The sequence below is a fragment of the Methyloceanibacter stevinii genome, from assembly GCF_001723355.1.
Lineage (GTDB): Bacteria > Pseudomonadota > Alphaproteobacteria > Rhizobiales > Methyloligellaceae > Methyloceanibacter > Methyloceanibacter stevinii.
This window is the reverse complement of sequence record NZ_LPWE01000004.1, coordinates 18,801-38,420: the sequence shown is the minus strand read 5'-3', so window position 1 is coordinate 38,420 and position 19,620 is coordinate 18,801. Positions and strand designations below refer to the sequence as shown.

The following is a 19,620-nucleotide window of genomic DNA, read 5'->3' as shown; positions in this document are numbered from 1 at the left end:
GCGGCCTGGTTACTGGGCGATATACTGCATGATGTCTTGCGCCGCCGCTGATGCCGCCGCCTCGGCTGCATCGCCCCAGCGCCGGTCGAGCGATCCTTTCGGAATCACATTGGTCTGCGTCACATTCCCGAGGCGCAAGCCTTCGGGGCCGAACACCGTCCAATCGATCCGGATCGTTTGTTCGCCGCGACCGGCCGGAAACAGACGCACCATGCCTTGAATCTCGTAGGCCTGCGCTGCGGGCGTGCCCGTGACGGTGAACCCGCGATTGAGGAGCTGGTTCGACAGCGCGTTCTCGAGCGCCTCTTTCCCATCGCCCGGCGCACCAACGACATCGATGAAGGCCCACCGTTCCTCGTCCGCACCCGCGGATTGGGCCATCGCGCCCGCGCTTGCAAGCAGCGCGAAGGCGATCCCCAAGAACGCAAAACGAAACATCGACTTCCGCCCCCTCTCTAGTCGACCCAACCCTTCAGCTCGCGCTCGACGAGATGAAGCAAGACGCGGATACCGCCCTCGGAGTCGTTCAGGCAAGGGATAAAGCTGAACTTTTCGCCGCCGTGCTCGAGAAAGATCTCACGGGCCTCGCCGTTGATCTCTTCCAAGGTCTCGACGCAATCGGCGGCGAAGCCCGGCGTGAGGACGGCCATGCGCTTGACGCCCTTCCGCGCGAGCGCCTCGACCGTCTTGTCCGTATAGGGCTGCAGCCACTCCGCCCGGCCGAAGCGGGATTGAAACGTCGTCATCAACTTATCTCCGAGCGGCCCGAGCGCCCCGCGCAGCGCGTCGCTCGTGTCCATGCACTGGCACTGATATGGGTCGCCCTTCTCCACGTACTCCTTGGGGAGGCCGTGATAGGAGGCGAGGATCACCTCGGGCTCGAAATCGAGTGTCGCCAGATGGTCCCGGATCGAATCCGCAAGCGCCTCGATGTAGATGGGATCGGATGGATAAGGCGGGACCGTGCGCAAAGCCGGCTGCCAACGCATCGATTTGAGCTTGTCGAAGACCATATCGTTGACCGTCGCCGTCGTGGCCGCGGCATATTGCGGGTAGAGCGGAAACACGAGCAGCCTGGCGCAGCCTTGTTCGACGAGCGCCTGCACCCGGTCAACGATGGCCGGATTGCCGTAACGCATGGCCCAGTCGACGATCACCTCTTCCCGATGACCGAGCCCGTCGGCAATCTTCTCGGCCTGGGACCGGGTGATGGTCCGCAAGGGTGACTCGTTCAGTTCCTCGTTCCAAATCGAGCGATACGCTTCGCCGCTCTTGGACGGGCGCGTGGTCAACACGATGCCGTTGAGGATCGGCCACCAGATGAGCGGGTTGACCTCGATCACCCGGCGATCGGACAGGAATTCCTTGAGATAGCGCCGCATCGACCAGTAATCGGTGTCGTCGGGCGTGCCCAAATTGACCAAAAGCACGCCGATCTTGCCGAAGGGCTGGGAACGGCAATCGAAGGGGTCGGAAAAGGCGTTCGCTGGCGGGCTCTCATTCATCGGCGCACTCCTCGTGCTGGCCTCTCAAGGCATGCCCGTAGATAGAATATCGTACCGGCCAAGCCTAGTCTCGTCAGACTGCAGCGCGAAATTTCTCCGCATCTTCGAGGATTTGCGCGTGGTCGAAGGCGAGACGCTCGGCCCGCCAGTCATCGACCCACTCGGCGGCCGCGGCATCGTCGCCCGCGACCGGATCCGCCGACACCGGCAAGCGCGCGAGGAAAACGGTGCTCACCGTATGGCCTCTCGGATCGCGATCCGGATCCGAATACACGCCGACGAGCAGAAGATCGCCGACCATGAGCCCTGTCTCTTCGCGCAGCTCCCGGCGGCACCCGTCCTCGACCGTCTCGCCGACATCCACGAAGCCACCCGGCAGCGCGTAGCAGCCCTTGAAGGGCTCATGCCCCCGGCGAATGAGGAGGACCCGCCCACGCGGATCGAAGACCACGCAATCGACGGTGAGTGCTGGTGTTTTCGGAAAGCCCATCAGATCAAGTCTGCCATAGCCGTGAGAAGCGCCACCACTGGAACTAGGGCCTCAGCGAACCGTTAGAACGGCCGCGCCGGTCCAAGAGAGGCGAGGAATAGCAAAAGCCCAATCGTCATCACAAACAGGGCGCCGCCGATCGCGCAAATCGTCCACACCGCCTCCGCCCACCGCGTGTTCTCGCCGCCGATCGCAAGCGCGATATTGCGCGAACCGATCGCCAAGGAGGCAAGAACCGCGACCGTGATCGCCGTGCCGAGCGCCATGGCGAAGGTCGAGGCGACTCCCGCCCAGAACAGCCCTTGCGCCAGCGCGAAGACGAGAACGAGGACTGCGCCGGAACACGGCCGAATGCCGACCGATAGAACCACCGCCCAAATTTTTCGCCACGTCATCGGCTGGGCAATCTCATGCACGTCGACGATATGACCGCAGGCCTCGCACGACTCATGGTCGTGATCGTGATGATGGTGGCCGTGCTTATGATCATGGGCGTGGTCGTGACCATGATCGCCATCGTCGTGGCGATGACTGTGGTCGTGGTGGTGATGCCCCTCGCCCGCTTTCATTGCACCCCGGCGCCGCCAGAGCCTCCAGAGAGTCGACACGAGAAGCGAAAGCCCGACCAGGAAAACCAGCGCGTAGCTGGCGCTCTCCAATTGCTTGACCCAGCTGTTGACCTCGATGCCGGTGCCCTTGAGCGCAATGATCAGAACACCGACCAACGCGACCGCCATCAAGCCTTGAACTGCCGCCGCAAGGAACGAGATGAGAATGCCGCGGCGCACCGTTTCTCTGTTGGCAAGCACATAAGACGAGATGATCGCCTTCCCATGGCCCGGCCCCGCTGCATGGACGATGCCGTAAACGAAGCTGAGCCCCGCGAGCCACAGCCCGGCGCGCCAGGCATTGCCCTCCTTGAGCTTCTTGATCGTCGCGGCAAGCGGCCGCAGCATTTTTTGCTGCGTCTGAATAATCCAGGTCTGCAGCCTGCCGAAGGTGCCCTGCGCCGTGAGGGGCACGGATTGGACAGGTGCGGCCTGCGGCCCGGGCGCACTCTTCGGTGCACCGAACGCCGACGGCGGCGCTTGAGGCTTGGCCGGCGCCCCAAACGCCGAGGGCGGCGATTGCGGCGCCTGTGCCTGCGCCTGCCCGAACGGCATGATCGCCAGAACAAGCAGAGCCAAACATCCCAGAACGGTTCTTGCTATTGCCCGCCGCATGTCACCGTCACGGTCTGCGCGAACTGCGACCCGTAATTGGAGTCCGGCCCGAGCTGGCTGAAGAAAGATTCGGTCAGTGCCTTGGCGTCTTCGGCCGCCTCCGGATCGGATGCCACGACCTTGACCACGCAACCGGGCGCAGATCCGTCAATCTTGACGGGATCTTTGTCGGCGAAACCGAACGCAACGAAGAACGATGGATCGTAAACATCGAGCGTGACGCCCTTGGGGCCCGGAGCGAGAGGCGACTCCAGCGGCAGTGTGAAATGGAGCGTCAGCGCCGTGCCGTCATACTCGACCCAATAGTCCTCCGGTCCTTTCAGCGGCAGAAACTGCTCTTCGCCTTCCTGCCGGATGAACGTGAAATAGTCGAAGTCCTTCAGGGATTCGACGTTCACCTTGGCAAGCGGTTCGAGTTCGTCCCGCGCGTAGGTGCCATCGCCATTGGTATCGAGCCCCTGCACCGCCATGGCGCTGTAGAACTCGTCGAAGGTCCAGGCTTGTTTTACGCCGGTGATTTCCTTGTCCGGACCGAAAACGACTTCGGAGCGCACGGTCGCCCAGACATGGGGGTGAGCCTCCACGGAGGCCGCGAAGCCGGTAGTAGCCGCTCCCAAAAGCGCCACGCATAAGGCCGCGCGCATCGCGCGCCCTTTTTGATATGGCAAGGCTTCGCTCCTTCGAATCGAGAGCGTCGATTAGGCCCGAATTGTGGAGGATTTTTGCGCTTTGTGAAACGCCCGGATCGTGATGGCAAGCGCACAAAAGCAAACGGGACCCGGCCCCAAGGCCGGATCCCGTTCAGAAACTGATTGGGTCGCTAGGCTAGGATTAGCCGCCGACGACCTTCAGACGACCGGCGATATCCGTGAAGAGGGCGGTCAGCGAACCGGACAGCGTCGTCATCATGGTGATGATGGCAACAGCGATACCGGCAGCAATCAGGCCATACTCGATAGCGGTAGCACCCGACTCGTCTTTGACAAAACGCTTGATAGAAGTCATCTGGACTCTCCCATTACATTTGGAACTCTCAACATCGGCCCCGTACCGCACTCCGTTTGGCCCGTGGAACCTGATGTGGAAGCTAACAGCCACCCGTTGAACATAGGTTAAATCGATCCTCTAAAGTCGGGAGAGCCATGGTAAAAACTTTCTTAACACAAAGTCCAAAAAATCTAGCAAATCTGCGGTTTTGTTCTGGACGTTAACCTGAGACTTACTTCCTGTTTACTTAGCGTTTACCATGTGACGCTGACGGGCGTTCCTATCGAAACGCGTTGATAGAGATCGGCCACGTCTTGATTGAACATGCGGATGCAGCCATGAGACACCGACTGGCCAATGGACCAGGGCGCATCGGTGCCGTGAATGCGGTAGAGGCTCTTGCCGAGATACATGGCCCGAACCCCCAGCGGATTGCGCGGATGCCCGCCCGGCACATAGGCCGGCAAATCGGGATTTTCCCGCCGCATTTCAGCCGTCGGCGTCCATCCGGGGTTCACGCGCTTCTCGCTGACATAGGTTTCGCCGGACCATCGCGCTTCGCCCTTGGGGGCCGCGATCGGGTAGCTGATGGCCCTCCCACCCTGCAGGATGTAATAGAGCCGGGCCCGCCGAACTGGACGAAGATCGTGCCGGGCTTATAGCCAGGCGGCACGGACACCAGATGGCGCCCCACCACTTGAGGCCGTTGCGGCTGGGAAGAGATGACCGAATCGAACAGCCCCGCCGAGACTTGGGGTGCCGGCAAGACGGCGAGCGCTGCCGCAAGGCCCGCGGCGGCCGGAAATCCGAGGATACGCATGACAAAACCTCGTTACGCTTCTTTGCATGAAACGTGCGGTGATTCTGGTTAGCGAAATCCAAACGGGCGTCCTGGGGCGGGAAAGCGCTCGGACGGTCAGGCTGGGCGGACCCCGGTGACGATGTGAACGTGGGCGTCCATGTGGACGGCCCCGTCGCGTTCGTGCTGGGCGTAGCGCTGGGTCAGGCGTTGGCGGACGTCGGCATTGACGGCCGCGTCGGCCTCGGCAAGCAGATCGCCGAGCGAGAAGGCTGACAGCGCGAAATCCACGGCCGCCTCCGGCGGGACCCCGCCTCCAAGAGGGATCGTGCCGCGCCAATCGCGGACTTCGAGATCGCCGAGCCCGGCGGCCTTCAGAATGCCCAACAGCTTTTCGCCGCCCGCATAGCGGAACGGTCCCGGCGCATCGGGATCGGGCTTTGGCACATCCATGACTTCGGCGACGGCATCGCGAAGGCTGGTCATCCAGGGGTTTTGGCGCGGCGGGCCCCAGACGGCGAAGGCGATCCGGCCGCCGGGCGCGAGCCAGGACGCGAGGTTGGAAAAGGCGGCCTCAGGATCGTCGAAGAACATGATGCCGAAGCGCGAGAACAGCCGGTCATAGGAGCCGGCGGGCGCGGGCGCGCTCTGCGCATTGGCGATATGAATGGCGATGTCGCCCGTTTCGGCCGCGGCGCGTGTCCGCGCCTTGTCGACGAGGGCGGGTGAAATGTCCAGCCCGTGCACGCTGCTCCCCGCAGGCGCCTGGCGAAGAACTTTAAGCGTGGTGCCCCCGCCGCCGCAGCCAATCTCCGCAATCCGGAGCGGACCGTCCAGCTGAAGCGCATCGATCAGCGGCGCATCGACCGGATCGAGCGTGGCTTCCATGGCGGTAAGCTGATCGCACCATTTTTGCCCACGCTCATGGGCCCAATCATCCGCCGAAACATTCTGTACCAGGGGCTGGGGATGGATCTGGCTCTGAGACTGGGTCATGGGCAAATTCTTCCTTCTCTTATCGATGCGGTACTTAGATGACCGCGCGGACACGGGGACGCAAGCGCGGCATTTGCGCCGCCTGGATCCAAATTGGGGGCCGTGCCGGACGTCCTTTCTTGACTCATCTCCGACTCGGGAGTAAGAACAAAACAGGAACGAGAGTGGGGTGTCAGTAATGCGTAACAACGTTCCAGACGGCGATCTTAGTGCCCTCGTTCCGCCGGCTGACGTTGAAGAAAGAGCAGGCGGGCTCACGGGAAGGGTCTTGATCGAGCGGCTACGGGCATCCATCCGGGCGCTCGAGCAGGTTCCCGTCTCCCTAGCCATCCCCCCCGCGCCGGGTGCGGCCCCTTCCCGTCCCGCCTGCTCTTTGACGCCTTCTTCCGCCTCGGGCACCGCGACCGCCCCCTCCTTGCAAAAACCTTTGGGCACGCTTCACCAAGCGGGGCTGCACGAGATCAAACCGCATGCCTATCGCGACACGCCGGCGGGGCTTGGCTTTGCCCTGTCCGTGATCGCCGACATCCAGAAACAAGGCCCGGGAGCGGTGCTGTGGTGCATGACGCAGCGGCATGCCCAGGAATGGGGACGCCCCTACGGCCCCGGCCTCTTCAAAGCGGGGCTCGATCCGGCACGCGTTCTCATCGTCGAGACGCGCACCGCGGACGAAGCCGCCTGGGCCCTGGAAGAAGGGCTGAAGAGCAGCGCGTTGATCGCAGGCCTGGCCCAAACCGAGATCAAGACCCAGCTCACCGCCCGGCGTCTGGGGCTCGCCGCCCGCGCCGCCGGCACGCCATGCTTCCTCCTCACCGGTCATGGCGAGGCGAAGATCCCCGGCACGCTCACGCGCTGGCGGATCGCCACGGAGGCCAGCGCCCATATCCCTTTCGACACGGGCGCCGGCTTCGGCGAGGGCGCCCATTTCGGCGAAGGGACCCCCGGCCCCGCCTGCTGGCGTCTCTCCCTCGAACGCAGCCGGGCCGGGGCAGACAGCGCTCAAGCAGGCCATGTTCAAGGTGCGCAGAGCGCGGCAGGGCAGACATCACGCGCTCAAGCAGCGCAAAGCGCGGTAGGGCAAACATTAAGAGAAGGCGCACGCTTCCATGTGCAGGCCGGTCATGACGGGCCGCCTGAGAAGGATGGTCTGCGTGTGGTTCCCGCATCTTCCGATCGAGCGGCTGACGCAGGAGCGCTTGCACGCGGGCCACGCACCGCCGCCAGCTAAGGAGCCCTTCGCGCTTGTGGGCAGCGATACGCACGGGCTCACTCTCACGGCCCTCAACATCCCCTGCCGGCAGGAGGGGCTGAGCCCCGGCATGCGGCTGGCCGATGCCCGCGCCATCTGCCCCGCGCTCCTCACCGAGCCCAATGCGCCCGGGAAGGACGCGGCCTTTCTGGAATCCCTCGCCCGCTGGGCCTCCCGCTACGGCCCGTCCCTCAATGTGGACGGCGCGGACGGCCTCTGGCTCGACGTGACCGGCGTCGCGCATCTTTTCGGCGGCGAGCCCGAACTGCTGGCCGATCTCAAGGAGCGTCTTGCCGGGCTGGGCTTCCGCGCCCGGCTTGGCTGCGCCGGTACGCTCGGGGGCGCCTCGGCGTTGGCGCATTTCACACGGCGCAGTCCTGCCATCGCCGCGCCCGATACTCTGCCGGACACGCTCGCGCCTTACCCTATCGAGGCCCTGCGCCTTGAGCCCAATACAGTTCTCCTCTTGCGGCGGCTGGGGCTGAAACGCATCGGCCAGCTTTACGGCCTGCCGCGCGCCAGCCTCGAACAGCGCTTTCATTCAAGAAACGCCGCCGAAAGCGTCCTGCGCCGCCTCGACGAAGTGCTGGGACGGAGGAACGAGACGCATGCACCGCTTCTGCCCGCGCCGGATTTCGTGGCGCGTCTTTCCTTTGCCGAACCGCTCATCTCTCATGACGGGGTCCTGGCCAGCCTCGAACGTCTGGCGGACGAGCTTTGCGGCATGCTCGCGCGCGCACGCGCCGGCGCGCGGCGTGTGGTGCTGTGGGCCGCGCGCACGGACGGATCCTCCGTCGCACTCGAGGCCGGCTTGAGCGCGCCGTCGGCGACGGCGGCCCATCTGGTGCGCCTTCTCAAAGAGAAGCTCGACACGATCGACATGGGGTTCGGCGTCGACCTCATGACCTTCGCGGCGCTCGCCGTCGACGATCTGTCTCCGGAGCAAACCGCCCTCAGCGCGGCCGCCCGCAAGCCGGGGCCGGAAAAACTCATCGACGCGCTTGTAAGTCGTTTAGGAACCCGCACCGTGCGCCGCCTGTTTCCGCAACAGAGCCACATCCCCGAGCTTGCGCAAACGACGCGCAGTGCCTTTGCGAAACTGCCGGCCTGGAACGGCGAGGCCAACAACACTTCTTTGGAGAAGCCGCCGCGGCCGCCCCTTCTGCTCGCGAAACCGGAAAGCGTGACCGTGATGGCGGAGATCCCCGAAGGACCGCCGCTCCGCTTCACCTGGCGGCGCGTCAACCGCCGCGTGGTCAAGGCGGAAGGGCCCGAGCGCATCGCGTCCGAATGGTGGCGCGTCTTCGACGGCAGCCCCCCGCAGCGTACGCGCGATTACTACCGCATCGAGGATGAGGACGGGTGCCGTTACTGGGTCTTCCGCGAAGGGCTCTATCAGGAACGGGACGAGGCGCGCGATGGCGATCCCCCGCGCTGGTTCCTGCATGGGGTGTTCCCCTGATGCCCACCCCAGAACCCCGCTACGCCGAACTCGACGTCACCACGAACTTCACATTTCTGCGTGGCGGTTCTCATGGCGAAGAACTCGTGACCCAAGCGGCGGCGCTCGGCCATGCAGCCATCGCGGTCGCGGACGCCAACACGCTTGCCGGCGTGGTGCGCGCGCATATCGCGGCGAAGGAAGCCGGCATCCAATTCATCGTCGGCGCGCGATTGATCTTGCGGGATGCCCCGTCGCTTCTCGCCTACCCCACCTCCCGCGCAGTCTATGGCAGGCTCTGCCGCCTGCTGACACGCGGGCAGCGCCGCGCCGAGAAGGGCGAGTGCCGTCTCATGCTCGACGACGTGGCGGAACACGCGGACGGGCTGATCTTCATCGCGCTGCGGGAAGCCGCGGACACGGACGATGCCCGTTTCGAAAAAGAGCTCTTGCGCCTTAAGGCAAAACTGAAGGCCCCGCTCTATCTCGCCGCCCATCACGGCTATCGCGGCGATGACCGTATACGGATCGAAAGAGCCGCGAGCCTCGCCGGCCGCACGGGCATCCCGCTCATCGCTACCGGCGCCGTGCTGTATCACACGCCCGAGCGCCGCCCGCTCCAGGACGTGCTCACCTGCATCCACGAAAAATGTTCGCTTCGCGAAGCGGGTTTTCGCCTAGAGGCCAACGCAGAGCGGCACTTGAAAGCGCCCGCCGAGATGGCCCGGCTCTTCAAAGGCTATGAGGAAGCGCTGGAACGTACGGTCGAGATCGCGAACGCGTGCCGCTTCTCCCTCGACGAGTTGAGATACGAATATCCGGACGAACCGGTTCCCGAAGGCAAGACCCCGCAAGGGCACCTGGAGGAACTCGCCTGGGAGGGCGCCGCCTGGCGCTTTCCGGACGGCATCCCGGATAAAGTCCGCGACACGATCGAGAAGGAACTCACGCTCATCGAGGAGCTCAACTACGCGCCTTATTTTTTGACCGTCTACGACATCGTGCATTACGCACGCAGCCTCGGCATTCTCTGCCAAGGGCGCGGCTCGGCCGCCAATTCCGCCGTGTGCTATTGCCTGGCCATCACCAATGTCGACCCGACCGAGATCGATCTTCTATTCGAGCGTTTCGTCTCGCCCGAACGCCGCGAACCGCCCGATATCGACGTGGACTTCGAGCACGAGCGCCGTGAGGAGGTGATTCAATATATATACGCGCGCTATGGCCGCGACCGCGCTGGCCTTGCAGCGACGGTCATTTCTTATAGAGGCCGCTCAGCCGTGCGCGAGGTGGGCAAGGTGCTGGGACTTTCCGAGGACACCGTCGCCGCGCTCGCCGGCACGATCTGGGGCCTCAGCAATAAGGGGCTACCGGAGAAATATGTGCGCGAAGCGGGGCTCGACCCCTCCGACCCGCGCCTCGCGCGCTGTCTGACCCTGGCCCATGAGCTGATCGGCTTTCCCCGGCATCTGTCGCAACATGTGGGCGGCTTCGTGCTGACGCGCGGGCCTCTGTCCGAGCTTGTGCCCATCGGCAACGCGGCCATGGAAGACCGCACCGTCATCGAATGGGACAAGGACGATCTCGATGCGCTGGGCTTGCTCAAGGTCGATGTGCTCGGCCTCGGCATGCTCACCTGCATCCGCAAGGCCTTCGCGCTTCTCAAGGAGCACTACGGCGAAACCCTCACGCTCGGCACCGTGCCGCGCGAAGACCCCCAAGTGTACGACATGCTCTGCCGTGCCGATTCCATCGGCGTGTTCCAGGTGGAGAGCCGCGCGCAGATGAACATGCTGCCGCGCCTGAAGCCGCGCTGCTTCTACGATCTCGTCATCGAAGTCGCCATCGTGCGGCCCGGCCCGATCCAGGGCGACATGGTGCATCCTTATCTGCGCCGCCGCTCCGGCGAGGAGAAGGTCGAGTTCCCCTCGCCCCATCCCGATCACGGGCCGCCGGACGAGCTGCACCAAGTGCTCGGCAAGACCATGGGCGTGCCGCTGTTCCAGGAACAGGCCATGCGCCTGGCCATGGTGGCCGCAAAGTTCACCGGCGACGAGGCGAACGAGCTGCGCCGCGCCATGGCGACGTTCCGGCGGCGCGGCACGATCGGCACGCTTCAGGACAAGATGGTCGGCCGCATGACCGCGCGCGGCTATCCGCAAGACTTCGCCGAACGCTGCTTCAACCAGATCAAGGGGTTTGGCGATTACGGCTTTCCGGAAAGCCACGCGGCGAGCTTCGCCCATCTCGTCTATGTGTCGTCCTGGCTCAAATGCCATTACCCGGACGTGTTCGCCTGCGCGCTGCTGAATTCCCAACCCATGGGCTTCTATGCACCGGCCCAGATCGTGCGCTGTGCCCGCGAACATGGCGTCGAGGCGCGCCCGCCCGACATCAATCACAGCCATTGGGATTGCACGCTGGAGCCGGGCCCCGGCAAGTCCCACGCTTTGCGGTTGGGGCTCCGGCAGATCGACGGGTTTCGCGAGGCCGATGCCGATCAAGCCGTCGCCCGGCGCGATCGCCCCTATGCCGACATTCAGGATCTATGGCGCCGCAGCGGTCTTGGCCGCGCCGTCATCGAACGGCTCGCATCCGCCGACGCGTTCCGCTCGCTCGGGCTCGACCGGCGGCAGGCGCTGTGGGCCGTGCGCGGGCTCCCCAAGGAAATTGCCCTGCCGCTTTTCGAACATGCGCAAGCCACGGAAATGGGCCGCGAGCCGGATGTGGCGCTCCCGGCCATGAAGCTGCCCGAGCATGTGGTGAATGACTACCGCACACTCCGGCTTTCGCTCCAAAGCCACCCGATGTCGTTCCTGCGCGCACAAGTCAGCGCCGCCCGCATCGTCTCCTGCGGCGCGGTCAAAGGAATGAGGGACGGCGCACGGGTCAGCGTCGGCGGCGTGATCCTGGTGCGCCAGCGTCCCGGCTCCGCCTCCGGCGTGGTGTTCATGACCATCGAGGACGAGACCGGTGTCGCCAACGCGGTGATCTGGCCCTCGGTCCTGGAGCGCATGCGCAAAGTGGTCATGGGCGCGCGGCTCGTGGTGATCCATGGCCGTATCCAGCGGCACGAAGACATTATTCATGTCGTCGCGGAGCGGCTCGAAGACAAAAACGACTGGCTGGATCGCCTGTCCGAAGACGACGAGTTCGAGACCACGCTGGCGAACGCGGACGAGATACGCCGCCCCGATCCCGGCTCCTGGCGCTCCTCGCAGCCCAAGCCCGGCCTCATGCCGCCGCTCGCCCCCGCCGATCACGTCAAACGCCCCGAGACCGGCGAGCCGCGCCGCAAGGGCGAAGACCGGCACCCGCGTTGGCATCCGCGCTGTCACCCCCGCGATGCCCGAATCATTCCCAAATCCCGGGACTTTCATTGAGAGCATGTCCAGGAAAAGTGGACACCGGTTTTCCGTCCGGACATGCAACAAAACAAAAGGCCAAAGCTGACGGACGCGTGACTAGCGAGCGCCGCGAAAGTCGATATGCTGCGCCCCATGTTGCATCCGAAAAGACTCTCGCATCGCCTTTTCGCCGCCCTCGCGGTTTTCTCTCTCCTCTCATTTCCGTCCCACGCCCTCGACCTGCCCGAGGGCGCGAGCGGTCTTGCGCAGAAGCCGCTCGTCACCGCCAAGAAGCACATGATCGTCGCCGCGCACCCGCTCGCCACGCAGGCCGGGCTCGACATGCTGCGCAAAGGCGGCGCGGCCATCGACGCCGGCATCGCCGCACAGATGGTGCTGACCCTGGTGGAGCCCCAGTCCTCGGGCATCGGCGGCGGCGCCTTCATTTTATATTGGGACGCAGCGCAGGAAACGCTGACGAGCTTCGACGGCCGCGAGACGGCGCCCGCGGGCGCTACGCCGGAGCTGTTTCTTGACGCGGTCGGACAGCCTCTGCCGCGCCGCGTCGCGATGCATAGCGGGCTTTCCGTCGGCGTTCCCGGTGCACTGGCGGTGCTCAAGCTTGTGCACGACGAATACGGCAAGCTGCCTTGGGCGGAGCTATTTCAGCCCGCCATCAAGTTTGCCCGCGACGGCTTTCCGGTCTCCGCGCGGCTCTCCAAACTTCTGGGCGAGGCCGACCTCAACACGTTCGATGCGGCTGCACGCGCCTATTTCTTCGACAAGAACGGCAAGCCTCACCCGCCGGGTACGATCCTGAAGAACGAAGCGCTGGCGGAGACCCTCGAGACCATCGCGAGCGAGGGGATCGACGCGTTCTACAAAGGCCCGATCGCGGCCGACATCGCCAAGTCCGTGCAAAGCGACCGGCGCGGCGCAGGGACCTTGAGCGAAGGCGACATCGCGAACTATCGGCCCAAGAAGCGCGAGCCCCTCTGTGTGCCCTATCGGGGCTCGTCCGTCTGCGGCATGGGCCCGCCGTCCTCAGGCGCCGTCGCGGTGGGGCAAACGCTCAAATTGATCGAGCCGTTCGATCTAGGCGCAACTCCCATGGAAGCGAACGCCACCCATGCGATCCTCGAAGCGGAACGGCTCGCCTTCGCCGACCGGGCGCGCTACCTGGCGGATCCCGGCTTTGTGGACGTGCCTGTCGAGGGGTTGCTCGACAACGACTACTTGGCGGAGCGGCGCAAGCTGATCGACCCCGAGCGCGCCGCTGAAACCGTCACCCATGGAACCCCGCCGAATCTCTCCAGCGCTTTCGGACGCGACGCCACCAAGGAAAAAGGCGGCACGAGCCACGTGTCCGTGGTCGACGACAGCAGCGATGCGTTTTCCATGACCACGACCATCGAGACCGCCTTCGGCGCACGCAGCATGGTGCGCGGCTTTCTTCTGAACAATCAGCTGACGGACTTTTCCTTTCTGCCAAAGGACGAGGACGGTAACGACATCGCCAACCGCGTGGAACCCGGAAAGCGGCCGCGGAGTTCCATGGACCCGACCATGATCTTCGGTCCCGACGGCGAACTCGACTACGTGCTGGGATCGCCCGGCGGTCCGGGCATTATTCTGTTCAACCTGAAGGCGATCATCGCCATGATGGATTGGGGGTTGGATCCGGCTGAAGCGGCCGCGCTCATCAACTTCGGCGGGACGCCACGAGGTGTTCTCCTCGAGACCGGCCCCGAGTGGGACGACCTCGCCAGCGCGCTCACAGCAAAAGGCCACTCGGTCAAACGCATCCCCATGACCAGCGGACTACACATCATCGCGGTCAGGCCCGACGGCCTCGAAGGCGGCGCCGATCCACGCCGCGACGGTGTCGCACTCGGCGATTGAACACTTGGTATCGGCGTGCGTGACGGCTATGCCTCTGTCCGCACGCAAGAGCAGGCAATTCGAAGACAATGACTGGTCCTTACAAAATCGCGATCCGCGGCGCCGGAGTCACTGGACTTTGGCAGGCGCTGACGCTCGCGCGCCGGGGACACAGCATCATCGTGGTGGAACAGTCCGCCGAACCGTTCACCGATGCCTGCAGTCCATGGGCCGGCGCGATGCTGGCGCCGCGCTGCGAGGAAGAAAGCGCCGAGCCCGTGATCCGGGAGCTGGGCATGCGGGGCCTGCAACTGTGGCAGGCCAACTATCCGGATCTGACCTCGGCGGGCAGCCTCGTGCTGGCGCCGGCACGCGACCGCACGCTTCTCGATCGTTTCGAGCGCATGACCGAAGGCGGGAGCCGCCTCGACGCGGCGCAGCTGGAAGAGCTGGAACCGGACCTCGTTCCCCGATTCGAGACAGCCTTGTTCTATGCGGACGAGGCGCATCTCAATCCGGGCGCCGCATTGGACTTCCTTTTGGATGAGGTTCGGAACGCGGGCGCGGTCGTTCAGTTCGACACGAGCGAAACCCCGGAAGGGGCGGACTTCATCGTCGACTGCCGGGGGCTGGGCGCACAGGACATGCTGCCGACCCTCCGGGGGTGCGCGGCGAGCGGATCGTGGTCCGCTCCCCCGACATCGCCTTCGAGCGGTCTATCCGCCTGCTCCACCCCCGTTTTCCGCTCTACCTTGTGCCGTGGGGCGAGGACGACACGGGCGCCAACAGGTTCATGCTCGGCGCGACATCGATTGAACGCGAAGACGGGGGCCCGGTGACCCTGCGGTCGGCCTTGGAGCTTCTCAGCGCCGCCTATGTGCTCGATCCAGCCTTCGGGGAGGCCGAAATTCTGAGCCTCGGCGCGGGCGTCCGGCCGGCATTTCCGGACAACCGGCCTAGGATTATCACGAGTTCGGGCTATATCTTTGTGAATGGACTGTACCGGCACGGCTTCTTGCTCTCGCCGGTCATGGCCGAAATGGTGGCGCACTATCTGGAAACCGGCGTCACCCACCCGGAGGTGTTCATTGCAGATTTTGGTCAACGGTGAGCATTTCACGACCGACGCAAACAGCCTCGACGAACTTTGCAAGACGCTCGGTTTCGCCGATGCGAAGATAGCGACCGCGGTCAATGGCAGCTTCGTCGCCGCCACCGCCCGTGCGCGCACCCGGCTCGCCGAGGCCGACGAGATCGAGATCGTCGCGCCAAGGCAGGGTGGGTGAGACAGAGCGGCCGATATAGGTCGTCAAAGGCATGATTGCTGATGCTTGAACTTTACGGCACAGAGTTTTCCTCGCGGATGCTGCTCGGCACGGCGGGCTATGCCTCGCCCGATCTGCTGCGCCAGGCCGTGGAAGCTTCGGGCGCCGAGATCGTCACGGTCTCTCTGCGCCGGGAGTCCGCACGCGCCAAGACCGGCCAAGGCTTCTGGGGACTGATCGAAGAGCTCGGGTGCCGGGTCCTTCCCAACACGGCCGGCTGCCACACGGCCAAGGAGGCGATCACCACCGCGCAGATGGCGCGCGAGCTGTTTGGGACGAACTGGATCAAGCTCGAGGTCATTGCCAACGACGACACGCTCCAGCCGGAAGTCTTCGGTCTCGTGGAAGCCGCCGCCGAACTCAACGCCGACGGCTTCGACGTACTGCCCTACACCACCGAGGACCTAAGCGTTGCCGAACGCCTGGCCGCGGCGGGCTGCGAGGTGCTGATGCCGTGGGGGTCTCCGATCGGCTCGGCCCGCGGGCTTGCCAACAAGACCGCGCTCAAGACGCTGCGGGCCTATTTTCCCGACACGCCCCTGATCGTCGACGCAGGTCTCGGCGCGGCGTCCCATGCCGCTGAAGTCATGGAAATGGGCTACGACGGCGTTCTCCTGAACACCGCCGTCGCGAAGGCGGGCGATCCCGTGACCATGGCGCGCGGCTTCGCCAGCGCGATCGAGGGCGGACGCCTTGCCTACGAGGCGGGAATCGTGGAACCGCGCGACATGGCGACACCGTCGACGCCGATTGCCGGAACCCCATTCTTCAAGATCGACAACGCGTCCTGATCGTAGCGTGATCCAACTCGACCCTTTCTATCCGATCGTGCCGGACACAGCCTGGCTCAAGCGACTGCTGCCCGCAGGGCTGAAGCTGGTGCAACTCCGCATCAAGGACGCGCCGGCCGACATCGTGCGAACCGAGATCGGCGAGGCTCTCCGGCTCTGCGCAGACGCGGGCTGCCAGCTCGTCGTGAACGACTATTGGCGCGAGGCCATCGAGGCCGGGGCCGACTTCGTCCATCTTGGCCAGGAAGACCTTTCCGGCGCGGACCTCGGCGCGATCCGGGACGCGGGGCTGAAGCTCGGCATCAGCACTCATAGCGACGAGGAACTCGGAATCGCGCTCGCCGCCGGCCCCGACTACGTAGCGCTCGGGCCCGTCTACCCCACACTCCTGAAGAAAATGCCCTGGGCGCCGCAAGGCCTGGATCGCGTGACCGCCTGGAAGGCCAAGGTACCGTGTCCGCTCGTCGCCATCGGCGGGCTGACCCCCGATCGTGCGGCCGGGGTCCTCGAGGCAGGGGCGGACACCCTGGCGGTGATCACCGATATCGTGACGCACGAGCAACCCGAGGCGCGGGCGGAGACGTGGGTCGAGATCACGGAACCCTGGAGGCGGCGCCTATCGCCGCACACACGGGCAGGTAGGCAATAAGCCTTGACCTTTGGGTGAGGTCACCGGAAAAATTGTCACCGAAGTTTCATACGTGCGGGGAATCGATGAGTTACCAGCTTGATCCTGCCTTGCCCATTAGCGAGGCCTTGCGTTCCGTTGCGCTCGGCGAGCTGGATCTTGCACACACATCGCTCGCCGCGCCGCCCGATCGCCATAAAGGGGTCCATAGCGCCCGGAAGTGCTTCAAACGGCTGCGTTCGCTGCTCGTCTTGGCCCGGCCCGGCCTGCCCGATCCCCTCTTCGCCAGCCTGAATGCGCGCGTCGCCCGCATCGGCAAGGGGCTGGCGGCCGCGCACGACGCGCACGCCCTCTTCGATGCTCTGAATGCGCTGGAACGCAACACCGAGCCGGGGCTCGGCGATGGTCCTATCGAGGCGATGCGCAGCTGGCTGCGGGAACGGCGCAAGGCGGCCGAGAAAAATTTGGAGCAAAGCTCCGCCTCACAATCGCTGGAGATGCTGCTGGAGCTCCGGCCCCGCTTCGCCAGCCTCGTCGTCTACCCCGACGATTTCACGCCCATCTCGAAGGGACTGCGGCTCAGCTATTACCGCGCCCGGGAGCAGTTCAAATTGGCTTTTCGGTCGAAAGACCCGGAGATCCTCCACGATTGGCGCAAGAGCGTACAGCGCCACTGGCGTCACATGCAGCTGCTCACGCCGTGCTGGCCGTCCGAACTCGGCGCGCGGACGGAGGCCGCCCGCGGCCTGTCGCAAACGCTGGGCGACGACCACGACATCGCCAATCTGATGCATCTGGCGACGACGCCAGCGATGGCGTTCGGAAGTCCCGAGGACATTTCGGGATTCCTGAAACGGTGCAAGATACGTCTGAAGGAATTGCGCAAGGACGCGAAGATCCGGGGCGAACGGCTCTTCGTCGAAAAGCCTGCGCCCTTTGCCGGCCGCATCCATGCCTATTGGACGACAGCCGCAGTCGGCGCGCTGAAGCCGGTTGCGCCAGCCCATCAGGACGACAACGTCATCGCGATCAACGACGCGAGACCGGACCTGAAGAACCAGACGAAATTCGGCGGACAGAGCTAGGCCCGGACTTATTGGGGCGTCGCAAGGTCGCGATACATTGCTTCCGTCGTGTTCGCGCAAGGAGACGGATGCATGAGAGCCCTATTTACGGCTGCACTTGTCATCGTGGCGGAGACCGCCCTCGCCTGCACGTTCGATGCGGAGTGTCCCCTGTCGGAACGATGCCTCAAGCGTCCGGGCCAGAAGACGGGACATTGCGGGAACTACGATAGCGGTCTCCGCGAGCCGTTGAGCCTCGACGCGCCGGAAAAGAATCTCTGTTCTGAGGACAGTGATTGCGGTATCGGCGGGACGTGCCTGGCCGTCGGCGGCCTCTACGGAACATGCGTCGGGATGTGACCCGCCAAGCCGACGCGTTCCGCGCCATACAACCGGCCTAGAGCGAGACTTCCATACCGTCATAGGAGACGGTCCAGCCGGCCGCTTCCACGGCAGCGCGCTCGGGCGAATCCTCCCGGAGGACCGGGTTGGAATTGTTCACGTGGATGAAGATCTTGCGGTCGATCCCGAGGGGCTCCATCAACGCCAGCGTCCCGTTCGGACCCGACATATTCATATGTCCGATGCGATCGCCCGTCTTCTGCATGAGACCCTGGTCGATCATCTCGTTGTTCGTGTAGAGCGTCCCGTCGAAGAACAGCAGCGCCGCGCCCTGAAGCCGCGACCGCAACGTATCGTCGACGCCCGAGCAGCCCGGGATGAAAAAGAACGACTTGCCGCTCGCATCCTCGGTCACCTTGAGGCCGAGCGTATCGCCCTCCTCGGTACCGAAGCTGCCGCCAGTGCCCTTCTCCTCGTCCTCGAGATAGAGTGGGATCTTGCCCGGCACCGTAAAGGCTTCGACCGTCAGCCCCACGGCGCCGTCCGGCCCTTCGACCGCGAACGACGAGCCCAGTTCCATGGTCTTCCGCGCGACGAGATCGGGATTGAGAACATCGAAGATGCTGTTGCTGGCCAGCACATCGAGCACGCGCGCGCTGCCGTAAACCGTCAGCGGCTGGCTCTCGCGCAAACACAACAGGCCCGCGACCGCGTCCACGTCTCCATTCGTCAACACGACAGCCTTGATGGGGCTGTTGCGCGGCGGACCGTTCGGATCGGGCTGAAGTTCGGGCGTCTCGTTGATCTGCTGGCGCAAATCCGGCGCCGCGTTCAACAGGACCCATTGCTTGCCGTCCGCACTGACGGCCACGGAGGCTTGCGTGCGGGGTTTGACCGTCGGAAGACCCGACCGCGCATCGGCCGAATTCCGGCCGTTGCAGTTCCATTGCGGCAGGCCGCCGCCTGCACCAGCGCCGATAACTTTGATGAGCATAGCAGCGCATGCATGGCGTCTGCGGGTGTCGCCCGTCAAGTCCATTCTTGATCTTCATCTGTAACGACGAAGAACTTCCGCAGCGCTAATGGAAAACGCGGCGTTCGCCTCGATTAGGACAGCAAAAAGGGGCGCGGCCCGAAGTCCACGCCCCTTTCATGTCCCTGATAACCGCGCCGGGCCTTAGCGTTTTTTTGCCCATCCGCGCCACGAGGGGGACCAGTGTTAGTCCACCGTGATCGCAAAGACCTTGAAGTCCTTGTCCATGCGGAAGTCGTACTGACCGCCCTTGCACTTCACGTCCTCGGCCTCGAACACACCAGTGGCCTCGGTTTCCTTCTCGTAGGAGCCGCCTTCACAGCCCCAAGCTGCGATGACTTCCTTGATCTTCGCAACTTCTTCGTCGGTCGGATCGTCGTCGGCGAAAGCGGGCGTTGCCACAAAAGCGAGAGCAGCGGCAGCGATCATGAACTTCTTCATATGAGTCAGCCTTTCGTACTAGCTTGCGTTTCGTCCGCGACATCTGTCGCGTCGTTTTGCCTGTCTCGGCGTTTCCTG

General features: G+C 64.4%; 20 protein-coding genes and 1 pseudogene. 11 read left to right on the top strand and 10 right to left on the bottom strand.

Annotated features, from left to right (window positions below):
• Positions 1–9: 9 nt before the first annotated feature.
• From AUC70_RS02605 to AUC70_RS02575, 8 genes are all read right to left on the bottom strand, one after another.
• Entirely contained in the window at positions 10–438 is a 429-nt protein-coding gene (locus AUC70_RS02605) for a hypothetical protein (RefSeq protein WP_069443470.1), read from the bottom strand.
• A 17-nt stretch (positions 439–455) separates the two neighbouring features.
• Positions 456–1,505, bottom strand: coding sequence for a ferrochelatase (hemH, locus tag AUC70_RS02600; RefSeq protein WP_069443469.1), 1,050 nt, complete (start codon positions 1,503–1,505; stop codon positions 456–458).
• A gap of 73 nt (positions 1,506–1,578) precedes the next feature.
• On the bottom strand, positions 1,579–1,995 hold the full coding sequence (locus tag AUC70_RS02595) for an NUDIX domain-containing protein (protein ID WP_069443468.1): 417 nt from the start codon (positions 1,993–1,995) through the stop codon (positions 1,579–1,581).
• A gap of 62 nt (positions 1,996–2,057) precedes the next feature.
• A complete protein-coding gene (locus tag AUC70_RS02590; RefSeq protein WP_069443467.1) occupies positions 2,058–3,182 on the bottom strand; it encodes a HoxN/HupN/NixA family nickel/cobalt transporter in 1,125 nt (374 codons plus the stop codon).
• A 20-nt stretch (positions 3,183–3,202) separates the two neighbouring features.
• On the bottom strand, positions 3,203–3,862 hold the full coding sequence (locus AUC70_RS02585; protein ID WP_069443466.1) for a DUF1007 family protein: 660 nt from the start codon (positions 3,860–3,862) through the stop codon (positions 3,203–3,205).
• A gap of 187 nt (positions 3,863–4,049) precedes the next feature.
• Complete coding sequence (locus tag AUC70_RS16005; RefSeq protein ID WP_083241187.1) at positions 4,050–4,223, bottom strand: Flp family type IVb pilin; 174 nt, start codon at positions 4,221–4,223, stop codon at positions 4,050–4,052.
• A 236-nt stretch (positions 4,224–4,459) separates the two neighbouring features.
• Positions 4,460–4,783 carry a L,D-transpeptidase gene (locus AUC70_RS17730; protein WP_244505474.1) on the bottom strand — a complete coding sequence of 108 codons (324 nt, stop codon included), beginning with the start codon at positions 4,781–4,783 and terminating at the stop codon, positions 4,460–4,462.
• Between the two features lie 338 nt (positions 4,784–5,121).
• Positions 5,122–6,000 carry a class I SAM-dependent methyltransferase gene (locus AUC70_RS02575; RefSeq protein WP_069443464.1) on the bottom strand — a complete coding sequence of 293 codons (879 nt, stop codon included), beginning with the start codon at positions 5,998–6,000 and terminating at the stop codon, positions 5,122–5,124.
• A 415-nt stretch (positions 6,001–6,415) separates the two neighbouring features.
• Between AUC70_RS02575 and AUC70_RS16985 the strand changes: the two genes are divergently transcribed.
• The 11 genes and pseudogenes from AUC70_RS16985 to AUC70_RS02525 all read left to right on the top strand — a co-directional run bounded on the left by AUC70_RS16985 (position 6,416) and on the right by AUC70_RS02525 (position 18,086).
• On the top strand, positions 6,416–7,228 hold the full coding sequence (locus AUC70_RS16985) for a hypothetical protein (RefSeq protein WP_206599297.1): 813 nt from the start codon (positions 6,416–6,418) through the stop codon (positions 7,226–7,228).
• The gene (locus AUC70_RS02565; protein WP_069443462.1) at positions 7,122–8,711 is read left to right on the top strand and encodes a Y-family DNA polymerase; all 1,590 of its coding nucleotides are present in this window, start codon (positions 7,122–7,124) and stop codon (positions 8,709–8,711) included. The genes AUC70_RS16985 and AUC70_RS02565 overlap by 107 nt, the downstream gene beginning before the upstream one ends.
• Positions 8,711–12,073, top strand: coding sequence for an error-prone DNA polymerase (locus AUC70_RS02560; RefSeq protein WP_069443461.1), 3,363 nt, complete (start codon positions 8,711–8,713; stop codon positions 12,071–12,073). Before AUC70_RS02565 ends, AUC70_RS02560 begins: the two co-directional genes overlap by 1 nt.
• Positions 12,074–12,178: 105 nt before the next feature.
• Positions 12,179–13,939: a gamma-glutamyltransferase gene (gene ggt / locus AUC70_RS02555; protein WP_069443460.1), complete on the top strand. Its 1,761-nt coding sequence runs from the start codon at positions 12,179–12,181 to the stop codon at positions 13,937–13,939.
• Between the two features lie 68 nt (positions 13,940–14,007).
• Positions 14,008–14,499, top strand: a pseudogene (locus AUC70_RS18505) (FAD-dependent oxidoreductase); the annotation flags it as partial.
• An 83-nt stretch (positions 14,500–14,582) separates the two neighbouring features.
• The gene (locus AUC70_RS18500; RefSeq protein ID WP_342021945.1) at positions 14,583–15,029 is read left to right on the top strand and encodes an FAD-dependent oxidoreductase; all 447 of its coding nucleotides are present in this window, start codon (positions 14,583–14,585) and stop codon (positions 15,027–15,029) included.
• Complete coding sequence (gene thiS, locus AUC70_RS02545; RefSeq protein WP_069443459.1) at positions 15,007–15,204, top strand: sulfur carrier protein ThiS; 198 nt, start codon at positions 15,007–15,009, stop codon at positions 15,202–15,204. Before AUC70_RS18500 ends, thiS begins: the two co-directional genes overlap by 23 nt.
• Before the next feature lie 41 nt (positions 15,205–15,245).
• Positions 15,246–16,034 carry a thiazole synthase gene (locus AUC70_RS02540; protein WP_069443458.1) on the top strand — a complete coding sequence of 263 codons (789 nt, stop codon included), beginning with the start codon at positions 15,246–15,248 and terminating at the stop codon, positions 16,032–16,034.
• 10 nt (positions 16,035–16,044) lie between these two features.
• Positions 16,045–16,683, top strand: coding sequence for a thiamine phosphate synthase (locus AUC70_RS02535; RefSeq protein ID WP_069443564.1), 639 nt, complete (start codon positions 16,045–16,047; stop codon positions 16,681–16,683).
• 65 nt (positions 16,684–16,748) lie between these two features.
• Positions 16,749–17,747: a CHAD domain-containing protein gene (locus tag AUC70_RS02530; RefSeq protein WP_069443457.1), complete on the top strand. Its 999-nt coding sequence runs from the start codon at positions 16,749–16,751 to the stop codon at positions 17,745–17,747.
• A gap of 72 nt (positions 17,748–17,819) precedes the next feature.
• Positions 17,820–18,086: a hypothetical protein gene (locus AUC70_RS02525; protein ID WP_141701912.1), complete on the top strand. Its 267-nt coding sequence runs from the start codon at positions 17,820–17,822 to the stop codon at positions 18,084–18,086.
• A 37-nt stretch (positions 18,087–18,123) separates the two neighbouring features.
• Here the strand turns inward: AUC70_RS02525 and pqqB are convergent, their stop codons facing one another.
• On the bottom strand, positions 18,124–19,062 hold the full coding sequence (gene pqqB, locus AUC70_RS02520; RefSeq protein ID WP_069443455.1) for a pyrroloquinoline quinone biosynthesis protein PqqB: 939 nt from the start codon (positions 19,060–19,062) through the stop codon (positions 18,124–18,126).
• Positions 19,063–19,287: 225 nt separating this feature from the next.
• On the bottom strand, positions 19,288–19,530 hold the full coding sequence (locus AUC70_RS02515) for a hypothetical protein (RefSeq protein WP_244505468.1): 243 nt from the start codon (positions 19,528–19,530) through the stop codon (positions 19,288–19,290).
• Positions 19,531–19,620 lie beyond the last annotated feature (90 nt).